Raw genomic sequence first — 20550 nt, 5'->3', positions numbered from 1 at the left:
GCCGTCCTCGTCGGTGCGCGGCGTCTTCTCGTCGTAGGCCAGCACCGCGTCGCGCGTCTGGATGTTGTCGACGTCGTCGAGCAGGGGCGGGTCGAGGCGGTCCGCGTCGCCGTGGGTGCGAAAGTGCCACTGCAGGTAGCCGATCCAGAGCACCACGTCGGCAATCTGGGCGGCGCGCGGGTTCACCTCCAGCCCCATTAGCTGCTCGGGCGAGACGCGGTAGCCGCCCTCCATGTCGAGCGCCTGCTGCCCGCCGTAGTCCTCCAGCACGCTCAGCACCTCGGCCTCCAGGCGCTTCAGGTGCTCCAGGGTGACGTAGAGGAAGTTGCCGGAGCCGCAGGCGGGGTCGAGCACCGTCACGTCACAGAGGCGGCGGTGAAACGCCACAATCTCCTCGCGCGCCGCCTCGTCGTCGCCGTCCGCCTCCCGCTTGGTGGCGGCGGCCTGGGCGGCGTCCCATTCCTCCCGCAGCGGCTCGATGACAGTGGGCACCACCAGGCGCTCCACGTAGGCGCGGGGCGTGAAGTGGGCGCCCAGCTTGTGCCGCTCGCGGGGGTCGAGCGCCCGCTCCAGCAGGGTCCCGAAGATGGCCGGCTCCACGTCCGACCAGTCCGCCTCCGCGGCCTTGATCAAGAGCTCCAGCTGCGCCTCGGAGACGGGCAGGGCGTCGTGGTCTTCAAAGAGCGACCCGTTGAATTCGCGCACGTCCTCCATGATGGCGGAGTCGAACCCGCCCGCGTCCATCGTGGCCCAGAGGCTGTCGAGGATCTTGGGGAAGGCGTCGAGGGTGCCGCGGCAGCGCTCCAGGAGCTCCGTGAAGGAGCGGGGCGGCAGCAGCTCCACGTCCTCCGCAAACATGGTGAAGAGGCACCGCATGAGGAAGCCCGCCACGCGGTCGGGGTCGTGCTCGTCTTCGAGCGAGGCGGCCACCTTCGCCAGGTTCTCGGCGAGCTGGCGTGTGACGGCGGTGGAGCGGCGGGTGGGGTCGAGCGAGAGGGGATCGGCAAAGACGGCGCGCAGCCGCTCGCGGACGGCCTCGTCGCGCAGGTCCTCCAGGAAGAGGCGGTGGGAATTGGCGTCGGGGAAGGGGACGTAGTTTTTGCCCTGCCGCGCAAAGTCGGCGTAGAGGTCGATGCAGTAGCCCACGTCGACGGCCACGAGGAACGGGGGCCACCCCTCCTCGTCTGGCAGGCCGCGGGCGTAGCGGTAGGCCTGGTTCTTGGCCCGCTGCATCGCGCGTTCCCACTCGCGGCGGTCGCGGCGGGCGGTGCCGTAGCGGCGGGTCGGCTCCTCCACCCCGAGGCGCTCGCCTTCCGTTTCGGAGGGCGCGTCGCTCCCCTGCTTCGCCTCCAGCACGAAGCAGCCGCGCTTGTAGAGGTCGATGAAGCCGCGCTCGCGGTCGGACTGGTCGGGGTAGTCCACGCGGCGCTCAAAGACGTACTGATTCTTGCGGGTCTCGGCCCGCGGGGGATCGGGGCGGGGCACGTCGAGTACGTCGCACAGGTCGCCCAAGAACATCTGCGCGGCGCCCCGCTCGGAGGCCTCGGTGTCTTCGTAGCGCTCGATGAAGGCGTCGACGGTCATGCGAACGGAAAACGGTGGAGGCGGATCGGCGTTTGTGAACGTACAAATCGGCGGCGAGAGTCGAAACGCGCCCGGCTAGGCCGACGGGCTCGGGACGGCAGCCTCCATTCGTTGAGCATCCCTCGGAGGTGAAAAGGGGGTTATGCCTCCCCATCCGCTGTTCTTTTCCTGGACCGTCGTTCGGGCACTCCTCGTGGCTACACGTCCGCATTCTGTCAACCAGTTCCTCCCTTCCATGGCCGCCCTCCTGCGATCGATCGGTCTCTGTCTCCTGGCGACGAGCGTGTGCGCCGGCCTCGCCGCGGCCCCGACGTCCGCCCAGCGCGTGACTGCGACGATCGACTCGAGCGAGAGCGTGATCGACTACACCGGCACGGCCCCGCTCCACAGCTGGACCGGCACCAGCCGCAGCGTGCGGGGAGAATTCGTCCTCGACCCAAATGCCCCCGACAGCAGTCGCGCAGTGGTGCGGGTGCCGGTGGCGAGCTTCGACAGTGGCAACGACCGGCGCGACCGGGGGATGCGCGACGTGACGGAGGCGGACACGTACCCGTTCGTGGAGTTTCGGGGGACCGAGTTTGCCCCGGTGGTGTGGGGCCGAGGGGCCGACGGGCCGGTGGGACGCTGGGCCATCACGGGCGAGCTGACCTTTCACGGACAGACCCACGCGCTGGACGAGACCGTCGAGGTGCGTGCCCGGGAGGGGACCGTGCAGGCGACGGCCCAGTTTCCGGTGTCCCTGTCTCAGTTTGAGGTCGAGCGGCCCGGCTTCATGGGCTTCACCGTGGGGGACACCATCCGAATCGACATGGACGTAGTGGGGCGCCCTCCGTCCAAGTAGCCCCGGCCGGCCCGGCCGGTCGCCTCCCTATGCCCCGCGCACCTGCTCCACGATCGTGTCGATCTGGTCCTGGGCGCGGGCCAGGAGCATCGGGACGGTGCGACGACGCACCTCATCTTTGTGCGCGAGGTAGGTCTCCAGCTCCGCCTCGGTGAGGTGCCCCACCACCAGGCCGAGGAGCGTGCGCTTCAGGCGGCCGTCTTCTTTGATCAGGTTGCGGAGGCGATCGCGCTGATCCGCCCGGTCCATGGCCGCAAAGCCAACCCCGTAGCGCGCCAGCCGCTCGGCCACGAGGCGCAGGATGGTGGGATTCAGGAGCTTCAGGATGGGACGCAGGGTCTCGTTCTGGAACTGCTCGACGGGCCGCGACTCGGAGGTGTCGAGGTTGAGCACGGGCCGGACTCGCCGCAGTCGCTCGGCCCGGGTCGTGGTGCTCCACAACGAATCGCTTACCAGCTCCACGCTGTTGCCGGCCGGGTCACGGACGTACAGCGACCGCCGGCCCCCGTCCCACTGCGCCGTGTCTTCCACCGCCACGTCGTGCCGGTTGAAGTGGCGCCGCCACGCGGCGAGTTGATCGGTGGGCACCCCGAACGCGACGTGCACCGGGCCGTCGGCGCCGTGGGACGGCAGCGAGGCGCGGTCGCGGCTGGCGGCGGGATCAAAGACATGGACCACGCCCGGGCCGCACCGGAAGGTGATGTGGTTGCCCTCCGTGCGGAGCATCACGTCCAGCCCCAGCACGCCGGCGTAGAACTGCTCGGCGGCCGCCAGGTCGTCGGCGTAGAGGCTGGTTTCGAGGACGAGGCGGGGGGGCGTGGGCACGTGCGGCTGAAAGTAGGCGAGAGAGTGGGCGAACGAGCGAGAACGGCATAAGGTCGTGCTCGGTGACGGCACAACAGGGGCACATCCCTGCCCACACGCCGACCGCAGGGCCCGCACGATCTCTTCGAACTGGAGGTTCCTACGCGTCACCGTCGCGGACGTGAAGAGACGATTGCCGTAGGCGGCACCGCAGTCACCTTGGGTGGCGAGCCCAAACGTCTGTGGCGGGAACGGAGAGACACATCGTGAGAAGGAATTGTACCGAGTTCTTTTCGATTGGGAACCAGCGGTATGCGCGCTGGCATAATGAATGACCGTCAAACAAATGCGCTCCCTGTCATGCCGACGACTCGCGCCAAGAAACGGACCGCCCCCGAGATTATTCGGGATCGTCTCGGCGACCGGCTGAGCGGCCTCTACGTGGTGACCCGTGATCCCGTCTCAGGAGAGCGGTACGACCCGTTCGGCCTCGTCGCCGTCGTAGAGATGGATCTGGAGAAGGCGTATCAAGTCGGGTCGGAGCTGAGCACCGAACTGATCGAGAACGGCGTGGAGGTGCCGTTCACCGCGGAGCCGCGAGACGAGGTGTCACTGTCCGAGGAGGTAGTGGAGATATGAGCCTCGACACCACGGACGAATATCTCGATGCCGCGCAATCTCACCTCGAGGCTGCGCGGTTTTGTTTTGAGCACGTCCGGAACGGGGTGGCAGGCGCCGAGGCGTACTTCTCGATGATCGCGTCCGTGAATGCGCTTCTCTTGGCTCACGACCGCTCATCGAGAGATTCTCACAGCGGCGTGCTCAATGCCGTGTATCTCGTCTTCGTTGACGAGCTCGGGCTCCTGGAAAAGAACGCCCATTCAGTCATGACCGACGCCAAGAATTGGCGGCGGAAATGGCACTACGAAGGCCGATCTCTCCCAACGGCGCGTGCCGAGCAGTTCGTTTCATTGGCTGAGCGATACTGGGAGCTTGCGGCCGAGACGTAGCCGGCAGTCGACCCAGTTGACGCGACAGGCCCGCCACGTCGATGCTCCGGCAACCTCCCGGACACACCCGCTTTGTCGCTAACCGAGGAGGAGCACGCATCGAGGCTGGTGTGAGAACAGTCGAGGTGCGATTTTCGAGCCTCTACTCCTCCTGCAGAAATTTGTCGAGCCGGACGACGTGCGTATCGGAGACAAACATCACGCCCGAGCTCTTTTCGAAGAAGGGCGTGAGGCCGTCCACGATGGTCTGGATCGCCTCCTGCTGCCCCACGGCGAAAAACATGACCAGGCCGTCTCGGTCGTTGAAGAGCAGGCGCCCTTCGTGGAAGCCGTGCTCGCCGCGGCCCGTCACGTTGTGGTGGATGGTGTATCCGCTCACCGTCGAGTCGTCGAGGAGATCTTTTACGAACGGCTCCTTCTCCCCCCGCACGATGATTTCGATTTTCTTGAGGGGATGGAGTGAGTGCCGCGTGTCTTTGGGGGTCGTGTCATCGCTCATGGGAGTGCGCAGTCTCAATTCGACTCAAGGGTTCAAGGGGTCGATGTGTGGTCCGTCGCCTCACGGCGCCCCGGCAGACGCCCGGACCTCCGTCGCCGTTGAGGCCTTGGGGGCAGGCTGTGGCCGCCAGCCGCCCCCCGGGCGGTAGCGCATGAATGCGGGGTCCTGCGCCGGGTCCATCACCGTGAGGTGCATCCACTCGTGGTCGAAAAGGTGGGCGAGGGCGGCGTGGCGGTCGAGGATGGCCTCCACCCGGTCCGTGGGCGCCTGAATCAGGGCCAGGAGGCGCAGCGGGCGGTGGCAGACGCGCTCGTCGTCGGCTTTCAACGACTGCAGGGGCAGCCCACTCATGAGGTCTCCTCCGTTGCCCTGCACCACGCCCAGCTTGCCCACCACGTTTTGCGTCACCTTCGACCCGCTGCCGTAGGCGGCGTTGTCGACCGTCGAGAAGTAGTACTGCGTGTTGATCCACTCGCCCACCACCAGCGGCCCCGTCATGATGGTTTCCAGGGCCGTGCCGTCGTCGTCCGCGGCCCAGTCATAAGAGTGCAGGAAGCACCGCCCCTCGAGGTCGAGCCCGCGCGTCAGTTCGCGGGGCCCCACGATGAACGCGGCGTTGCCGGCCAGCCCCCATTCCGGCCGCGTCTCCGCCCAGTCGGCCGCCCGGCGCTCCGTCTCGCGCACGGCCGCCGCCGGACGCCCCTCGTCGACGGTGGTGTTCAGGGTGCGGACCCGCTCGGTCGCGGCATCGGCCTGGGCCGATTGCAGGTCGCGCCGCAGTCGACCGAGCGCCTCGGGGGCGACGGGCGGATTGTCGTCGTCCACGAAGAGGGTGATCTCGTCGGTCGTGGTGTTGTGCTGGCCCGCGAGGAAGACGGTGTCCTCGGGAATGTCGATCCCGCGCTCCCGCAGCGCCGCCCGCACGGCGTCCTCGTTGCAGATGGCGGCCAGCACGCGGGCGTTGGGGCCGCCCGGATTGCCGGCACACGCCCCGCAGTCGAGGCTCGCCTTGTACGGGTTGTTGGGCGTCTGGCTGCCGTGCCCGGTAAACACGACGATGGGGGCAAAGGTGTCGGTCCAACCCATGAGGCGGAAGGCGGCCTCGGCGTACAGGACTTTCGCTTCGTGGGAGAGCCCTACGGGCAGGCCGTCCTCGGTGTCCGCGTCGATGGCGGGGGCGCGATCCACGGTCGGCGCACAGAAGGCCTCCGGGCCCGGCAGGCGCTCGTCGAGGCGTTCGGCCAGACGAAAGAGCCCAGAGGGCAGGAGCGTCCGCGCCGCCATGGCCGCCCCAAAGAAGCCCCCGCTTCCCTCTACGAAGCCAAAGGCCGCAGCGATGTTTTTCTTGAGGGTCGCCAGAAGCGTAGTCCCTGCCCGTTCCAGCTGGGCCCACCAATCGTAGCGATCGGCCTGGGCCCGATGAGACTCGACGGGACGTTCCACAACCCGGTGCTTCGGGTCCACGATCGGCGGGCAGGACTTCACGCGCTCCCCAGTACCGTAGGCCTGATGCTGCATGGGCACCCCAAAGAAGCCCGCGTAGCCGTGCGTCTCGTAGGGCCCTTGCTGCTCGATGTGGCGCCGAATGACCTCCGAGCGCGTGTCGATGCAGAACACCAGCTGAGCGTCCGGCCGGTCCGTCTCCGGCGCCGAGGAGGGGGCCTGCCGGAGGTCGTCCAGCAGGCGCGTGCGATAGCTCTCCTCCCAGGCGCGCAGCCAGATGCGGGGCAGGGCCGGCCGGTCGGTGCCGTTCGTCGGGAGATCCTCGGTCCGGTCCGGCGCGATGGCGCCCCCCATGCGGTCCGCGAGGGTGAGACGCACCGCCAGGTACTGGGTCAGCGTGATGGGATGGGCCTCCTGCCAGGCCGTGTCGGCGCGCCGCGACCGCCACTTGATGAAGCCCGTCCACCCCGGCAGCGCCGTCAGGTGGTGCACGAAGATCGGCTCCCACCGCGCCTCCGGGTAGCTTTCCAGCACGGCCTCGAACGCTTCGACGAGGGTGTCCGGCAGGTCCGACGGGCGATCGACGCCGGGAATCTCTCCGTCGTACGGAGCCACGGTCCGCCACGCCGCGTAGAAGCCGTCTTCTCGGTTTGGCATCGGCCAAGAGGCCTGCCCCTGATCCAGAAAGGCGGAGAGCCACTTCGTCAGCACGCGGTCGAGGGGCTGGTCGGCGGGCGTCGCGTCGTGGCCCGCGGCGTCGGCGTCCATCCGGCCCAGCAGGACCTCCGGGCGCTCCGTGATGCCGTGCTCGGCGAGGTGGCGCGTGAGCACGTCGGCGTCGATCTCGCCATTCTCCCACGCCTGCCGAAACACCTGCGGGCCCGGGTAGCCCCGTCCCCCAAAGAGCTGCCCGGCCTTCTGGACCGCCCGGTCGAAGGGCTGGTCCTCGAAGCCCTGGAGCGGATTGGCCGCGTTGAAGGTCTTTAGGGGCCAGAGCGGGCCCACGTATTCGGCGGCGTTCTCGATGCGGGCCCGCACGACCGATCGGTCAATGGGCATTGTACTGGTCCCGGTTGTTGAGGAGCGTGGTCGACAGGGGCTGGGCGGTGTTGCGGAGCATCACGTAGAGGCGCGTGCTGGCCCGGTGCCATCTGCGCTCCACGGCGACGTATGCCGCCCCGAAGGCCACCAGCAGGACTGCGTGCAGCGGCGTGAGCGCCATCGGGGCCACGGCCGACGGCACGTCTGTGAAAAGCATTCCCACCCCCTTGTAGACACCGGCATACAGCGCGAGGGCCGGCAGCAGGACCGCGGGAATGAGCCCGAGACGCACGGGTCGGGAGAGCGATGTGCGCCGCACGAGCGTGCGGGTGGCGTGCACCACGGCCAGCACCACGAAGATCGTGAGCACAGTTCCGCTGTTGAGGGCCGTCAGCGACTTGCCCGTGAGCGTGGCAAACAGGGCGCCGCCCCCAATCGCCGCGGCCGCCGTGACGAGCCCTTCCGCAATTCCCGTATCGGAGGCCTCGGGGGACTCTGGCGTCGTGTGCGTCACCGCCGACCCGGACGCGAGAAACAGGTACGCCTTGTAGAACCCGTGCAGGATCAGGTGGGCGATGGCGGCGGGGATAAAGCCCAATCCGCACTGCAGCACCATAAATCCCATCTGGGCCACCGTGGAGGCGCCCAGCTGTCGCTTCACGTCGGTCTGCACGAGCATCCACGCCTGCCCCAGCAGCGCACTGACGCCTCCAGCGAGGACGATGGCCCCCATCACGACGGGAAGCTCGAACACGACGGGCGCAAATCGCGCGAGGAGCACGCCGCCCGCATTCACAAGGCCCGCGTGCATGAACGCAGAGACGGGGGTCGGGGCCGTCATGGACGAGAGCAGCCACCAGTGAAACGGCACGAGGGCCGACTGCACCATCGCGGCGAGGAGCAGCAGGCCCGCCGCCCCCGCCACGATGAGCGGCGGGAGCGTTCCGACGGCCGCGAGCACCCCACTGATGGTCCACGCCTCTGCCCCCGCGCCCAGCAGCCCGAGTGCGCCCGCCAACAGAGCACTGCCGCCCAGGAAGTGCTGTCGGGCATACCGCGACGCCGCCCGCGCCTGCGGCCATCCGCGGATGTGCCCAATCAGGTCGGCCAGCACCCAGCCCATCGCCGCCCACGCCCCCGCAAACAGCACGAGGTGGTTGGCCGCCGTCAGCAGCAGCACGATCAGCGTGAGCCCAAAGAGACGAACATAGAACGCATTCAGGCGCTTTGCCCCCGCCATGTAGCGACGCGAAAAGCTGTGCACGATGCCGCTTACGAACGTCGTCACGAGCGCCATCACACGCGTGAGGCCGTCGACCCGCAGGATCGCATCCCCGGCCCATTCGAGGGACGGCGACCAGACGAGGGCAGCGAGGCTGAGGGCGAAGAGGCCCCACGCAAGGCGCGTGAGCACACGTGGCAGACGCGAAGACGTAGCGCGAATCATCCAGAATCGAAGTTCGATGCGCAGGCGTCGTCCAGGCACGGCCCCGGCACTCAGAACGGCCCACAAACAAAAACAGCCGACACGCAACGCCGCTGGGGCGCTGAATGTCGGCCTGCAATCGTTGCACCCGCCCGATCCGGGCGTGTGCGCGGCGTGCGTGCCGGAGCAGAATGAGGGGCTGAGGAGACGGCTCGCCCGATGAGCGTTCCGTTTCATCAGCCGAACGCAAATATATGACCCGTCTGTGAACGGCGCAAGGGGACTCCCACGCTCTTACCGAAACTTTACGGGCCGTTCTTGTCAGGGCTGCAGGGCCGTCTCCAGGTCCGCGTCGAGGCTGAAGACAAAGATGCGTTCTCCAGTCCGGGCGCTGATGTCGGTGTGCATGCTGACGACCTCGATTCCGGTCTCCTTCGCCACAAGACCGGATAGGTCCTCACTGGAGCTCTCAATCAGGCGGGTGCGCATCTTCTTGATGAGCTCCACCCCTCCGTTTTCGTGACTCAACTGGCGCTCCGCCGGGCTCAAGATGCCCTGCAGCTTGACGACGACCAGATTCTCGACGATAAAAGACTTCGCCTGCTTCGGCCCCCGGCCCAGATAGTCGCGCTCGAACTGGGTAATCGCCTCGGTGACCGCGGCTTCAATTTGACCTTTCGTTTTGTCAGGCGGGACGGTGGGGGGAGCCATCGGGCCGGACGCAAGCAGTGAAACGATGCGCGACGCTATCCACGGGAAGGATACGGGCTGCTTCTGAGTTTGTCCAGCCCGACGCCGCCGGCCGTAACGCGGGCCCGACCTACTCGTCCCCCCGGACGGCCGGAATCGGATCGGTGGCCCGCAGGAACGAGCTCAGAACACGCGGCGGCACGTCGGTGTCCGAGAGGTCGAACCGGAGCACTGCACCGTCGCCTCGGCGATTGACGGTCGTCAGGACGGGCGGCACCGGGCGCAGTCCCTGAACCGCCCCCGGGTCGACCCGCATCACCATCTGCCCCTCGTTCCGAACCCCGACCTCATCTACGCGGTCCCACGCCAGGCGAACTACCGTCCGGCCGTCGGCCCGCATCTGAAACCGCTGGGCGTCGAGACGAAACGAGACGTCCGTGGCCTCATCCGGGAAGCGACGCGCGACGAGGGCCGTGATGAGTCCCGCCACGAGCGCCCCCCCGCCCACAGCCAGCGCGAGGGTCCACACGTCCGCGGCCCACACGCCCAGGGCCTCGAGGACGAAGAAGACCCCGACCGCGGCGAGGCCCGCAAACACCCGCCAGAGATACCCGCCGCAGCCCGCCGGGGCCCGCTGCGTGATCCGGAGCACCTTCGGCACCTGCGGGGTCGTGCGGGCGCGGTCGTACGACGCACGGCGCTCCGGATCGCGCAGGACCTGGTACGCCTCCTTGACCGTCTGGAACCGCTCGGCGGCCTTCGGGTCGTCCGGGTTGTGGTCCGGGTGCGTCTCGCGGGCCTTCTGGCGGTAGGCCGCTCGGATCTCGTCGGCCGACGCCGACGGCTGCACCCCAAGCCGCGCGTAGTGGTCGGGCGGCGATGCGTCGTCGGAGCGGGGCATGGGATGTTGTTACGCGACGGGCTCCACGCGTGCTCCGGCGCCGTTCTGAGAAACGGACACGCCGAACGCCTCCGGGGCCGGCACGATCGTGTCTAGCACGCGGGCCGAGGACAGCACGCCCGGAAGGCCCGCCCCCGGATGCGTGCCGGCGCCCGCGAAGTAGAGATGCTCCACGTCTTCGCTCTGGTTGTGGGGCCGGAACCAGGCACTCTGCGTGAGCTTCGGCTCCACACTGAACGCCGCCCCCTTGAGCGACTTGTAGTCCGTCTTGAACTCGCGGGGCGTGAGCATGCGGCTCGTGACGAGGTGCTCTCCCAGGTCCGGCAGTACCGTGTCGGCCAGGTAGTCTTCCACGGCCTGCCGGTAGGGCTCGGCCTGCTGGCGCCAGTCGACGCCACTTTCCAGGTGCGGCACCGGCGAGAGGACGTAAAACGCGTCGTGGCCGTCGGGCGCCATCGACGGGTCCGTCTTCGTCGGGCGGTGCAGGTAGAGACTGAAGTCGTCGGCCAGCTCCTTGCGGTCGAAGATGTCGTCGAGCAGCCCTTTGTACCGCGGCCCCAGCAGGATGGAATGGTGCTCCACGTCCTCGTAGGTGCGGTCCGTCCCGAAGTACCAGACGAAGAGGCTCATCGAATAGTCCATGTTCTCCACCTTGCGGTCCGTCCACGTGTCGCGGTGCTCGGGGGCCACGAGGTGGCGGTAGGTCCAGCCCACGTCGGCGTTCGAGACCACGAGGTCGGCGGGAATGGTCTCGCCGGAGTCGAGGCGGACGCCGCTCGCGGTCTCATCCTCCACGAGAATCTGATCCACCTCTGCGCCGTAGCGCTGCGTGACGTCGAGGTCCGCGAGGAGGGTCGCCATTCCCTGCACGAGCGAGCCGGTGCCGCCCATGGCGTACCACACGCCCCACTTGCGCTCCAGGTGGGCGATGAGCGTGTAGATAGACGTCGTGCTGAACGGATTGCCCCCCACCAGCAGCGGGTGGAACGACAGCACCTTCCGGATCTTGGGGTGGGAGATGTACTTCGACACGAGGCTGTGCACCGTACGGTGGCTCTGCAGCTTCATCATCGCCGGCACGATGCGAAGCATGTCCGTGACGTTGTCAAACGGCACGTGCCCAAGCTCTTCGAACCCCACCTCGAAGATCTCTTCGCTCTTCTCCAGGAAGCGGCGGTACCCGTCCACGTCCTCCGGCGCGAAGCGGGCAATTTCCTCCACCATGTTCTCCGTGTCGCCCGTGTAGTTGAAGGCCGTCCCGTCGTCGAAGCGGATGCGGTAGAAGGGGTCGACGGGCACCAGCTCCACGTCGTCCTCGAGGTCGCGCCCGCAGAGGGACCAGAGCTCCTCAAAGAGAAACGGCGCGGTGATGACGGTGGGCCCGGCGTCGAACGTAAAGCCATCCTGCTCGAAGACACGGGCCCGCCCGCCGGGCTGATCGAGGCGGTCGAGGAGCGTGACGCGGAAGCCGCGCGTCCGCAGCCGAATCGCGGATGCGAGCCCCCCCACTCCAGCCCCGACCACAACGGCGTGGGGGGCATCGGGCCCCGCCGGACGGGGCGTGGTGCGTGTGTTGAGGGAGGCATCGTCGCGGTGGGCGAGGCGGGTGAGCCAACTCATGCGTCTGGAGGGGCAAGGCGATCAAAATACGGACGATCCGAACGACTCCCTAGCAGAGGGAGTTCGCACGTCATCAACACAGTTTGGTTACGTGTGTACTGGAGCAGAACTGTCGGCGGTCGGAACGCATCGATCGGTCCGGCGACGGCGTGGCCTTCTCCTCGCCGGCACACCGGAGGCAGACGCTCACGTTACCGCACGACCGTGATCCGCCGGGTTTTGGTGTCCTCGTCGGCCCGCAGCCGCACGAAGTAGGTGCCGCTGGCCAGGCCCGACAGATCGGCCTGGATCTCGTGACGCCCCTTCACTTTTCCGCCCCCGAGGGTTCGCACGGCGCGCCCCAGCACGTCGTACAGCCTCACCTCCACCGCCTGTCGCTCGGGCGTCGCGAAGCGGATGCGCACCGAGCCCTGCACCGGGTTCGGGGCGGGCGGCGAGAGCTGCAGGGTCTGCACCTGGGGGGCCTCGTTCGGGGACAGCGGGCCGAGGCGCATTGTGCGCAGCACGTAGATTGCGTCGTCCTGGTAGCGCCCGTCGTCGCGGCAAAGGGATTGAAGCCCCGGCGCAACCTGTTCGCACGCCACAAACGTTGCGGTCCCATCCCGATGCTGCTTCCCGCGGGCCCCATACAGCCGGAAGCGCAACGAGCCCTCCTCGCTCAGTCCGCCGTCCTCAAAGGGCCCACGCCCCGCCACCGCCATCGTCGTCTGCGCCGCACTTCGCCACCGCGCGGCGCCGACACACGTCTCGTCCGGCGAGAGGACGGCGACGGAATCGGGACGGAAGAAGGCCGACTCGTCCCCTTCCACGGCCACGGTGTCGGGAATGAGAACGGTTGCGTTGTTGACCGCCGTGGTGCAGGAGACGGGCTGCCCCCAGGACGGACGGCACGAGAGCAACAGCAGTCCGCCGATCAGGAGAAGACAAGAAAAGCGCCGGCCTCGTGTACGCCAACACAGTGCGGCCACGCCGTTGCGCGGGTTGTCTTTGGCCATGCAAAAACGGTCCAGCTTGCGCTTTTGGGCTTGGTTCATTCGGTGCCACCTCTTCGGGGGCCGCGCCCAAACGCAGTGTGGGCGTCGGAACGACAACGGGACTGGAACGGCAGTTCGGCAACCGACGCGACGACACTGCGCGCTCCTCGGTGTCCTTCTCCGGCTTCGGCCTACGCCGGGGTGCCTTTGGAGGCAAGGAGGACCTCCTGAAGGGCGCCTTCCAGCTTCTCCGCGGTAAAGGGCTTGGCCAGAAACGTCTGCGCACCGGCGTCGAGGGCCTCTTCCGTGCGGCCGTCGGCCACCCCGCTGGCGGCCACGATGGGGAGGTCCGGATGCCGATCCCGGAGCCGCCGGATCAGGTCCAACCCGCTCATCTCCGGCATGCGCAGGTCGGTGATGACGAGGTCGATGGCCTGCGTCTCCACAACCCGAAGGGCCGCCGCAGCGTCGAGGGCGGTCTGGACCTGGTACCCGACTGCCTCTAGGGCCTGCTGGGCCGACTCCAGCACAAACTCTTCATCGTCGACCACCAGCACCCGCGTTCCGTCTCCGTCAAACGACGAACGTTCGTGCTCCGGCGCCCCGTTGGTCGTGGACGAGGCCTCCACGGTCGCGTCTTCGTCGGCGGCGGGAAGATAGATCCAAAAGGTCGTGCCCTTCCCCTCTTCGCTCTCCACATCCATGAACCCGTCGTGGCTCTGGATGATGCTGTAGGCCGTAGACAGCCCCAGCCCTGTGCCTTCGCCCTCCTCCTTCGTCGTGTAGAAGGGTTCGAAGATTTTGTCGGCCACGTCGTCGGGCATGCCGGTGCCGGTGTCGCGCACCTCAATGCATACGTAGTCGCCCGGCTCCGCTTCGATGTTGCGCCGCGCCTCCCGCTCCGAAAAGTCCACGTTGCGGGCCTCGACCGTAAGCGTGCCGCCGTCGGGCATGGCGTCTCGGGCGTTGACGCACAGGTTCATGAGCACCTGCTGGATCTGCGTCGCGTCCCCGACGACCGGGCGTAGGTCTGTGTCCGTCCGGGTGCGCACCTCGATGTCCTCCGGGAAGGTCTCGTTCGTCATTTCCTCGACCTCTTCGACGATCAGTTCCGGCTGGAGGGCCACCCGCTCGCCCTCAACCCCGCGGGCAAAGGCGAGCACCTGCTCCACCATGTCGGAGCCGCGCTCGGCGCTCTTCTGGATCATCGAGAGCGTCTGGTCCACCTTGTCGTCGGTGTCGCCCACCCGACGCTTGAGCACCTTCACGCCGAGGGTAATGGGCACCAGCAGGTTGCCCAAGTCGTGCGCAATGCCACCCACGAGGCGCCCGAGGCTTTCCATGCGCTGGGAGCGCAGGAACTGCGACTCCAGTCGCTTCCGCTCGGTGATGTCGGTGTTGATGACGAGCACATGCTTCGGCTCCCCGGTGCTGTCGCGCACGAGCGACCACCGGCTCTCGACGATGCGCTCTTCGTCGTCCTTGGTGCGCATGTGGAGCTCTCCCGTCCACTCTCCCTTCTCCATCATCGTCTGGTGACACTGCCGAAGCTTGTCCTCCTCGTTGGGGGCGTAGAGGCAGTCGTGGGCCTGCGCGCCCACGACCTCGTTTCTCGACCAGCCGGTGAGGCGCTCGGCACTTTTGTTCCAGTACACGATTCGCCCGTCCAGGTCGTGCGCCAGAATGGCGTCGCGGGCCTTGTCGAGGAGCTGGGCCTGCTCGCGGATTTGCCGTTCGGCCTTCTTCCGGTCGGTGATGTCGCGGTAGGTCACGGCCACGCCATTGTCCACCTTCACGGCCATCACCTGATACCAGGCGTCCTCTCCATCGGTGTCGTAATGGATTTCCATCTCGGCCGGCTCGCCGGTGTTCACCACTGTACGGTACGCGTCGAACAGCCCCTTCTCTTCCTGCCGGGACATGCTCTCGCGCAGCCGCAGGCCGACCACATCCTCAGCCGTGCTTTCGAACAGCTTTTCCGCCTGCGGGTTGACCAGCACGCACTCGAAGTCGGCGATGGCGTCGTTCGCGTCCCGGATCGCCCGGAAGACGATGATGCCATCGAGCGAGCTGCTGAGGACGCTCGACAGCAGGTCGCGCGAGGTCTGGAGCGCCTCTTCCTTGAGCCGCTCGTCGGTCACGTCGTCGAACGAGACGAGGACGGCGTAGGGGGCCTCCTGCCCGGCCCGAAACAGCGGCTGGGCGTTCACCCGGATCCAGCGCGGCGGCGCGTCGGGCGGGTAGAGGCCCATCACCTCGTTCTGCACCGCTTCGCGTTCGATGAGGGCCCGCCAAAACGGAAACTCGACGTTGGGGAGGGGCGTGCCGTCCTCCCGCAGCCCGTTCCAGATGTCCGCGTCGAACCGGCTGCCAATGATCTCGTCGAGCGGCCGGCCGAGGATGTTCTGGGCGGCCTCGTTTCCGTCCCGGAACACCCCCTCGTCGTCCATGAGGAGGACCCCCTCGCTAATCGTCCCGACGAGTTTGTCGAAGCGGTGGTCCACCTGCCGGCGCAGGCCCTTGGCCTGTCGCTCCTCGGTCCGATCGACGACAGAGAGGAGCACGCCCTGCTCCGCCCCATTTTTGGTCTGCCACGGCCGCACCTCCCAATCGACCCAGTAGGTGGGCCCGTCCGGCTGAAACAGCCGCCGCTCGTGGCCCCGCAGGCTCCCTTTCTCCTCCAGACTTCGGAGGAATGCGGCCCGCCACTCGTCCTCGGGGTCGGCGAACACCTCGAAGAACGCCCGCTGATCCGTGGGGGCGGGGAGGGCCTCGCGCTCAGGCACGGCCTGTCCGGTCGACTCGATTCGGTCGAGCGAGATGGGGGCGTGCGTCTCGTCCCCCTCGTGCCGGAACACCTCCAGCCACGCCCGGCTGTGGGTGACGATGCGCCAGTCGTCGTCAAGCATGGCGACGGGGGCCGGCATGGCCTCCACAAACTCTTTCAGTGCACCGGGCCGCTGAACGAGCGGGCCTGTGGAGCAGGGGTCCACGTCGGATGGGGAATCAGGAGACATGGGCGACCGTACCTCGTGATGTCGGCGTCTGAGGGAGGAGTCTCTACTTGCTCACCCAATGCGGTGTTCGGCCGTCCTCGTGCGAGCGAGGCTGGAGAGGCCTTCCGCTTTACGCACCGAGCGCCTCCCGGTCGGCCTCCACGTGGCGCCGGATCGCGGGCACGGAGTCCCCGCCGTACTTCCGGAGAAACGCGTTGGCGACGGTGTAGGCGACGGTGGCCTCGGCCACGGTGGAGGCGGCCGGCACGCTCGTAATGTCGCTCCGCTCGTATCGGGTGGGCTGCGGCTCGCCCGTCGCGGTGTCGACCGAGTCGAGCGGCTTGATGAGGGTCGGGATTGGCTTCATGTAGCCGCGCACGACGAGCGGCATGCCCGTGGTGGTGCCCCCCTCGGTGCCCCCGGAATGGTTGGTGCGTCGTGGGTAGGCCTGCTGGCCGTCGTCGCGGGGCTCGATGGGGTCGTGCACTTTCGAGCCCGGACGCTGGGCATTGCGGAAGCCGTCCCCCACCTCGGCGGCCTTCTGGGCCTGGATCGAGCAGATGGCCTGCACGAGCTGGCCGTCGAGTCGGCGGTCCCAGTGCACGTACGACCCCAGACCGGGCGGCACGCCCGTGACGACCACCTCGTAGGCGCCCCCCAGTGAATCGCGATCCTTCTTCGTCTGGTCGATGTGCGCCACGCAGCGCTCGGTCATCTCGTCGTCGAGCATGCGCGTGGCGCTCTCGTCGGCGGCCTCGTAGATGGCACTCGCCCCCCCACCCTCTTCGATGAGCGCGTTGCGGCGCTCGGCCCATTCCTCGGGCGCATCGAACCCCACGTCGCCGATGCGCACCACGTGACTGCCCACCTCGATGCCAAATTCATTCAGCAGGCGCCGGGCGACGGAGCAGCAGGCCACCCGCATGGCCGTCTCGCGAGCGCTCGATCGGTCAATGACGGGCCGCATGTCGTCGTGCTCGTACTTTTGCTTGCCCGCCAGGTCGGCGTGGCCGGGACGGGGCATCGTCACCGTCTCCATGTCCTCGGGCGGCTCCCCCTCGATCGCCATCTTCTCGGGCCATCCGGCCTTGTCCTTTTCGTAGGCCCCGTTGTCGATGCGAAAGGAAATGGGACTTCCGAGCGTCTCCCCGAAGCGCACGCCCGAGTAGATGTGCACCTTGTCGTTCTCAATCTTGGACCGCCCCCCCCGTCCGTAGCCGAGCCAGCGCCGGGCCAGGTGCTCGTTGATGTCGTCGGGCGTGAGCGGCAGCTGGGCCGGGGCGCCTTCGAGGATGCCGATGATGGCTTCGCCGTGCGACTCGCCGGCCGTCAGGTATCGGAGCATGCTGTGGTCGTTGAACATCGGAATGAGAATGGGGGACAGAACGAGAGCGCGCCCTCCTTGGGAAGGGCACTCCAAAGATTGCTACTCGATTTCGTAGAAAGCGGGGGTGCCGTCGCGGCGACGGACCTGGAGGAGAATCGGCCCGGTGGCCTCCGACAGATACTGGACCACATCGGCGGGCGACTCGACGCGGGTGTTGTCGAGGTGGGTCACCACCACGTTGCGGGGCAGCCCGGCGGCCGCCGCCCCTCCGCCACTCTCCACGTACGCCACGTACGCCCCCGTGTCCACGTCGAAGACAGACGCCTCCGTGTCTGCCAGCGGGCGCAGCCCCACGTCCCACCCGTCCACCTCGGTCACGGCCGCGTCGCCTTCGCCATCGTCGGGCGGCTGGTACTCCGGGGTGGGGGACTCGGACGAGGGGCCTGACTGGAGGCCGCTCAGCCATTCTTGATACACAGGCGTGTCTTCGCCCATGAGCTCTACCTCAAACGTACGCTCGGTGCCGTTTCGCCACACCGTTACCGAAACCGTGTCGCCGGGACGCTGACGAGCAATCAGGCTCTGAAGGTCGTTTGGGGCGTTCACCGGCTCGCCCATGATGGAGACCGCCACGTCGTCCCCCTGCAAGCCGGCCCGGTCCGCTGCGCTGCCGGACTGCACCTCCTCCAGGTACACGCCGCGAATGTTGCGGAGTCCAATCTCATCGGCCCGCTCCGCGTCTACCGGGAGAATGCTGACGCCCAGGTACCCGCGTCGCACCTCCCCGTACGCAATGAGATCGGTGATCACCCGCTCCACGAGCGCCGACGGAATTGCGAAGCCGTAGCCCTCCGTCCGCCGGCTTCGGCTGGCGATGGCCGTGTTGATGCCGACGAGCTCCCCCTTCAGGTTGACGAGGGCCCCGCCCGAGTTGCCCGGATTGATGGCCGCGTCGGTCTGGATGAAGTTCTCGATCCGAAACTGATCCTCAATGATCCGTAGCTGGCGCCCCAACGCGCTGACAATGCCGGCCGTGACCGTTGAGGTAAGCTGCAGCGGGTTGCCCACCGCCACCACCCAGTCGCCCACCTGCACCTGATCCGAGTCGCCCAGGGGCACCACCGGGAACCCCGTCCCGTCCACCTTGAGGACCGCGAGGTCCGTGGAGGCGTCCGTGCCCACGACTCGGGCCTCAAACTGCCGCTTGTCGGTCAGCCGCACCTGGATGCGCTCCGCCTCGTCCACGACGTGACTGTTCGTCACGATGTATCCCTCCGGACTGATGATGACCCCGCTCCCAAGGTTCTGAGACGGCTGTCCGAACGGATTCTCTTCTCCACCGTCCGGACCCGACGCGACGCGAATCGACACGACCCCTTTGGTTACGCCGCGGGCCACCTCCCGAAAGAGACGGTTGAGGGTCGCGGGGGGCGGGCCGCTCTCTTTCCACTCGCGCGGGGCCGACGCCGTGCGGGTCGTCTCGGCCGCTTCGGTCGTTTCCACACGCTCTACGATCCGGGCCACCTCGGTCGTGTCCGACTCGTCGTCCGCCAGGAGCATCACGAGGATTCCGGCCAGCAGGCCCACCAGCACGAGCCCAATCCCGGCAAGCACTCGTGTAGAACCTCTCGAAGACGAGGCCATGGCCTTGGCGCAGCGTAGAGGGGAGAACAGGATTCAAACTCCACCTTGTCTTCCTCAAATTGTTTCCGTCGAGCCGCCCGGTGCACGTCCCATTCCCTCCCTTTAACCGCCCGCAGGTGTAATACGACTGCGACGATTTCTCCGTGCCTCCATTGCGGCCGAGGGCCCCGGTCGATCAACCCCGAACCGTGTCTTGGTCCTCCATCTCAGCGGACGCCGGATCCGAGGCGCGCGGGAACTCCACGCGGAATCGACTTCCCTCGTGCTTCTCCGTCTCGACCCGAATGGAGCCGTTCATCTGGTCCGCCAAGCGGGCCGAGATGGCGAGGCCGAGTCCGTTCCCTTCGTAGGTGCGCGACCGCCCCCGCGATTCCTGCTTGAACTCTTCGAAGAGGTCCGGCAGGAACTCGTCGTCGATGCCAATGCCCGTGTCTTCCACCTCCACGTACACCCGATCGTCGACGGTCCCCGTCGAGACCTCCACCGATCCGTCGTCCGTATACTTGATGGCGTTCTCGATCAGGTTTCGAAGGATTTGCTCGAGGTACTGGTCGTTGAGGCGGGCCCACACCGGGGGCTCCGAGAGGTCCACCCGAAAGGCAAGTCCCTTTTCCTCGGCATCGGCCCGGAGGTCCGACGCCATGCGCTCCACACACTCGTCGAGCGGCGTCGGCTCCAGGTCCAGCTCCTCGTCCCCGGATCGCAGCATCGACAGGTCGAGAAGAGCGTTCAAGGTCCGCTTGAGTCGCTGGCCGTTCTTCTCGATCATATCCAGAAATTTCGCCTGGTCCCCGTCCATCATGCCCCGGAGCACCTCCAGGGAGCCGAGGATGTTGGTCAGCGGGGTGCGCAGTTCGTGGGAGGTCGTGGCGAGGAAGTCCTCCTTGAGGCGATTGGCCTCCCGAAGTCGTTCGTTGGCCTCCTTGAGCCGTTCGGCGACGACGCGCTCGCGTTCCAGTTGACGCACCCGCTCGCGGGCCTGCCGCCGCTCCCTCTTCACCAGACGGTAGCGCCGGTAGCCGTAGGCCAGACCGATAAACCCGAGGCCGTAGGCGAGGTAGGCCCAGGGCGTGCGGTACCAGGGCGGAAGAATCTGAATAGAGAACGTCGACGCCTCACTGACCTGCCCACGGTCGTTTCGGGCCTGCACGTCGAGCTGGTACGTGCCCTCCCAGAGGCCTCGGTACCGCTGGCGGGCGTCGGTCGTCCAGTCGCTCCATTCATCGCTGCGCCCGGCCAGCTTATAGCGGTACTGATGCGGCTCCACGGTGCGGTACTGGGGCGCCGCGACCTCCACCTGGAAGTCCCGACCATACGAAAGGGCCAGGGCAGGGCCGTCCCCGGACACCGGACTGGCACCTCCGTGTACCGTCCGGCCACTTTCGAGCAGAGAGACCCGCCGGACGATTGGCGACGGCGGCGGCGTCAGCGGCGGGCTCCCCGAGCCCTCGTCCCACTCGTAGCGAAAGAGATCCGATCCGTGACTGAGCCACAGCGTACTGTCTGGACTGACAGCTGCTCTTGTCCTACTGGGCTTTGGGAAGTGCAGTGGATCCACAGCTTCCCACATGTACGCATCCTCTGTCTGACTGCTGCGTCCGCCAGACTGGCCAAAAAATACTCGGTTCTCCGCGACGACCCAGAGGCCGTTTTCGTCATTCGTCACGGACTGAACCCTGAGGGTGTCGGTGCCGCTGACCTCGGGGGGTACGACTTGCTCGCGGGCGAACCGCCAGGACTCCGGAGGCTG

General features: G+C 67.4%; 17 protein-coding genes. 4 read left to right on the top strand and 13 right to left on the bottom strand.

The window, feature by feature from the left end; all coding sequences use genetic code 11:
• A partial coding sequence (locus V5A20_RS07230; RefSeq protein WP_332327014.1) for a type IIL restriction-modification enzyme MmeI occupies window positions 1–1584 on the bottom strand: 1584 nt, incomplete at its 3' end.
• A 235-nt stretch (window positions 1585–1819) separates the two neighbouring features.
• Here V5A20_RS07230 and V5A20_RS07225 point away from each other — a divergent pair.
• Window positions 1820–2425, top strand: a complete 606-nt coding sequence (locus tag V5A20_RS07225) for a YceI family protein (RefSeq protein ID WP_332327012.1) — start codon at window positions 1820–1822, stop codon at window positions 2423–2425.
• Between the two features lie 27 nt (window positions 2426–2452).
• Here the strand turns inward: V5A20_RS07225 and V5A20_RS07220 are convergent, their stop codons facing one another.
• Window positions 2453–3250 (bottom strand): VOC family protein, encoded by a 798-nt coding sequence (locus V5A20_RS07220; RefSeq protein WP_332316119.1) that lies wholly within the window; start codon window positions 3248–3250, stop codon window positions 2453–2455.
• 339 nt (window positions 3251–3589) lie between these two features.
• On the opposite strand from V5A20_RS07220, the gene V5A20_RS07215 reads away from it, so the two are divergent.
• Together V5A20_RS07215 and V5A20_RS07210 are read left to right on the top strand one after the other, a co-directional pair.
• The gene (locus tag V5A20_RS07215) at window positions 3590–3868 is read left to right on the top strand and encodes a hypothetical protein (RefSeq protein WP_332316120.1); all 279 of its coding nucleotides are present in this window, start codon (window positions 3590–3592) and stop codon (window positions 3866–3868) included.
• A complete protein-coding gene (locus V5A20_RS07210) occupies window positions 3865–4239 on the top strand; it encodes a hypothetical protein (RefSeq protein ID WP_332316122.1) in 375 nt (124 codons plus the stop codon). Before V5A20_RS07215 ends, V5A20_RS07210 begins: the two co-directional genes overlap by 4 nt.
• Window positions 4240–4381: 142 nt before the next feature.
• Here the strand turns inward: V5A20_RS07210 and V5A20_RS07205 are convergent, their stop codons facing one another.
• From V5A20_RS07205 to V5A20_RS07155, 11 genes are all read right to left on the bottom strand, one after another.
• Window positions 4382–4738: a P-II family nitrogen regulator gene (locus tag V5A20_RS07205; RefSeq protein ID WP_332327011.1), complete on the bottom strand. Its 357-nt coding sequence runs from the start codon at window positions 4736–4738 to the stop codon at window positions 4382–4384.
• Between the two features lie 60 nt (window positions 4739–4798).
• Window positions 4799–7240: a DUF2309 domain-containing protein gene (locus tag V5A20_RS07200; RefSeq protein ID WP_332327010.1), complete on the bottom strand. Its 2442-nt coding sequence runs from the start codon at window positions 7238–7240 to the stop codon at window positions 4799–4801.
• Entirely contained in the window at window positions 7230–8669 is a 1440-nt protein-coding gene (locus V5A20_RS07195; protein WP_442978431.1) for a proton-conducting transporter transmembrane domain-containing protein, read from the bottom strand. Before V5A20_RS07195 ends, V5A20_RS07200 begins: the two co-directional genes overlap by 11 nt.
• 300 nt (window positions 8670–8969) lie before the next feature.
• Window positions 8970–9359 carry a DUF2294 domain-containing protein gene (locus V5A20_RS07190; RefSeq protein ID WP_332316126.1) on the bottom strand — a complete coding sequence of 130 codons (390 nt, stop codon included), beginning with the start codon at window positions 9357–9359 and terminating at the stop codon, window positions 8970–8972.
• A gap of 109 nt (window positions 9360–9468) precedes the next feature.
• A complete protein-coding gene (locus V5A20_RS07185; RefSeq protein ID WP_332327008.1) occupies window positions 9469–10239 on the bottom strand; it encodes a DnaJ domain-containing protein in 771 nt (256 codons plus the stop codon).
• Window positions 10240–10248: 9 nt separating this feature from the next.
• Window positions 10249–11859, bottom strand: a complete 1611-nt coding sequence (locus tag V5A20_RS07180; RefSeq protein WP_332327006.1) for a phytoene desaturase — start codon at window positions 11857–11859, stop codon at window positions 10249–10251.
• Window positions 11860–12050: 191 nt separating this feature from the next.
• Window positions 12051–12893 carry a T9SS type A sorting domain-containing protein gene (locus V5A20_RS07175; RefSeq protein WP_332317060.1) on the bottom strand — a complete coding sequence of 281 codons (843 nt, stop codon included), beginning with the start codon at window positions 12891–12893 and terminating at the stop codon, window positions 12051–12053.
• A 131-nt stretch (window positions 12894–13024) separates the two neighbouring features.
• On the bottom strand, window positions 13025–15850 hold the full coding sequence (locus V5A20_RS07170; protein ID WP_332327005.1) for a PAS domain-containing hybrid sensor histidine kinase/response regulator: 2826 nt from the start codon (window positions 15848–15850) through the stop codon (window positions 13025–13027).
• A gap of 109 nt (window positions 15851–15959) precedes the next feature.
• Complete coding sequence (gene aroC, locus V5A20_RS07165) at window positions 15960–17174, bottom strand: chorismate synthase (protein WP_332316830.1); 1215 nt, start codon at window positions 17172–17174, stop codon at window positions 15960–15962.
• A gap of 81 nt (window positions 17175–17255) precedes the next feature.
• Window positions 17256–18800, bottom strand: a complete 1545-nt coding sequence (locus tag V5A20_RS07160; protein WP_332327004.1) for a S1C family serine protease — start codon at window positions 18798–18800, stop codon at window positions 17256–17258.
• 175 nt (window positions 18801–18975) lie between these two features.
• Window positions 18976–20148, bottom strand: a complete 1173-nt coding sequence (locus tag V5A20_RS07155) for an ATP-binding protein (RefSeq protein ID WP_332327003.1) — start codon at window positions 20146–20148, stop codon at window positions 18976–18978.
• A 195-nt stretch (window positions 20149–20343) separates the two neighbouring features.
• Here V5A20_RS07155 and V5A20_RS07150 point away from each other — a divergent pair.
• Window positions 20344–20550 (top strand): hypothetical protein (locus tag V5A20_RS07150; protein ID WP_332327002.1); only part of this gene is annotated, 207 nt, incomplete at its 3' end.

Origin of the sequence: Salinibacter sp., from assembly GCF_036626415.1 — a bacterium.
Taxonomy (GTDB): Bacteria; Bacteroidota; Rhodothermia; order Rhodothermales; family Salinibacteraceae; genus Salinibacter.
This window is presented reverse-complemented; position numbering and strand designations above follow the sequence as displayed.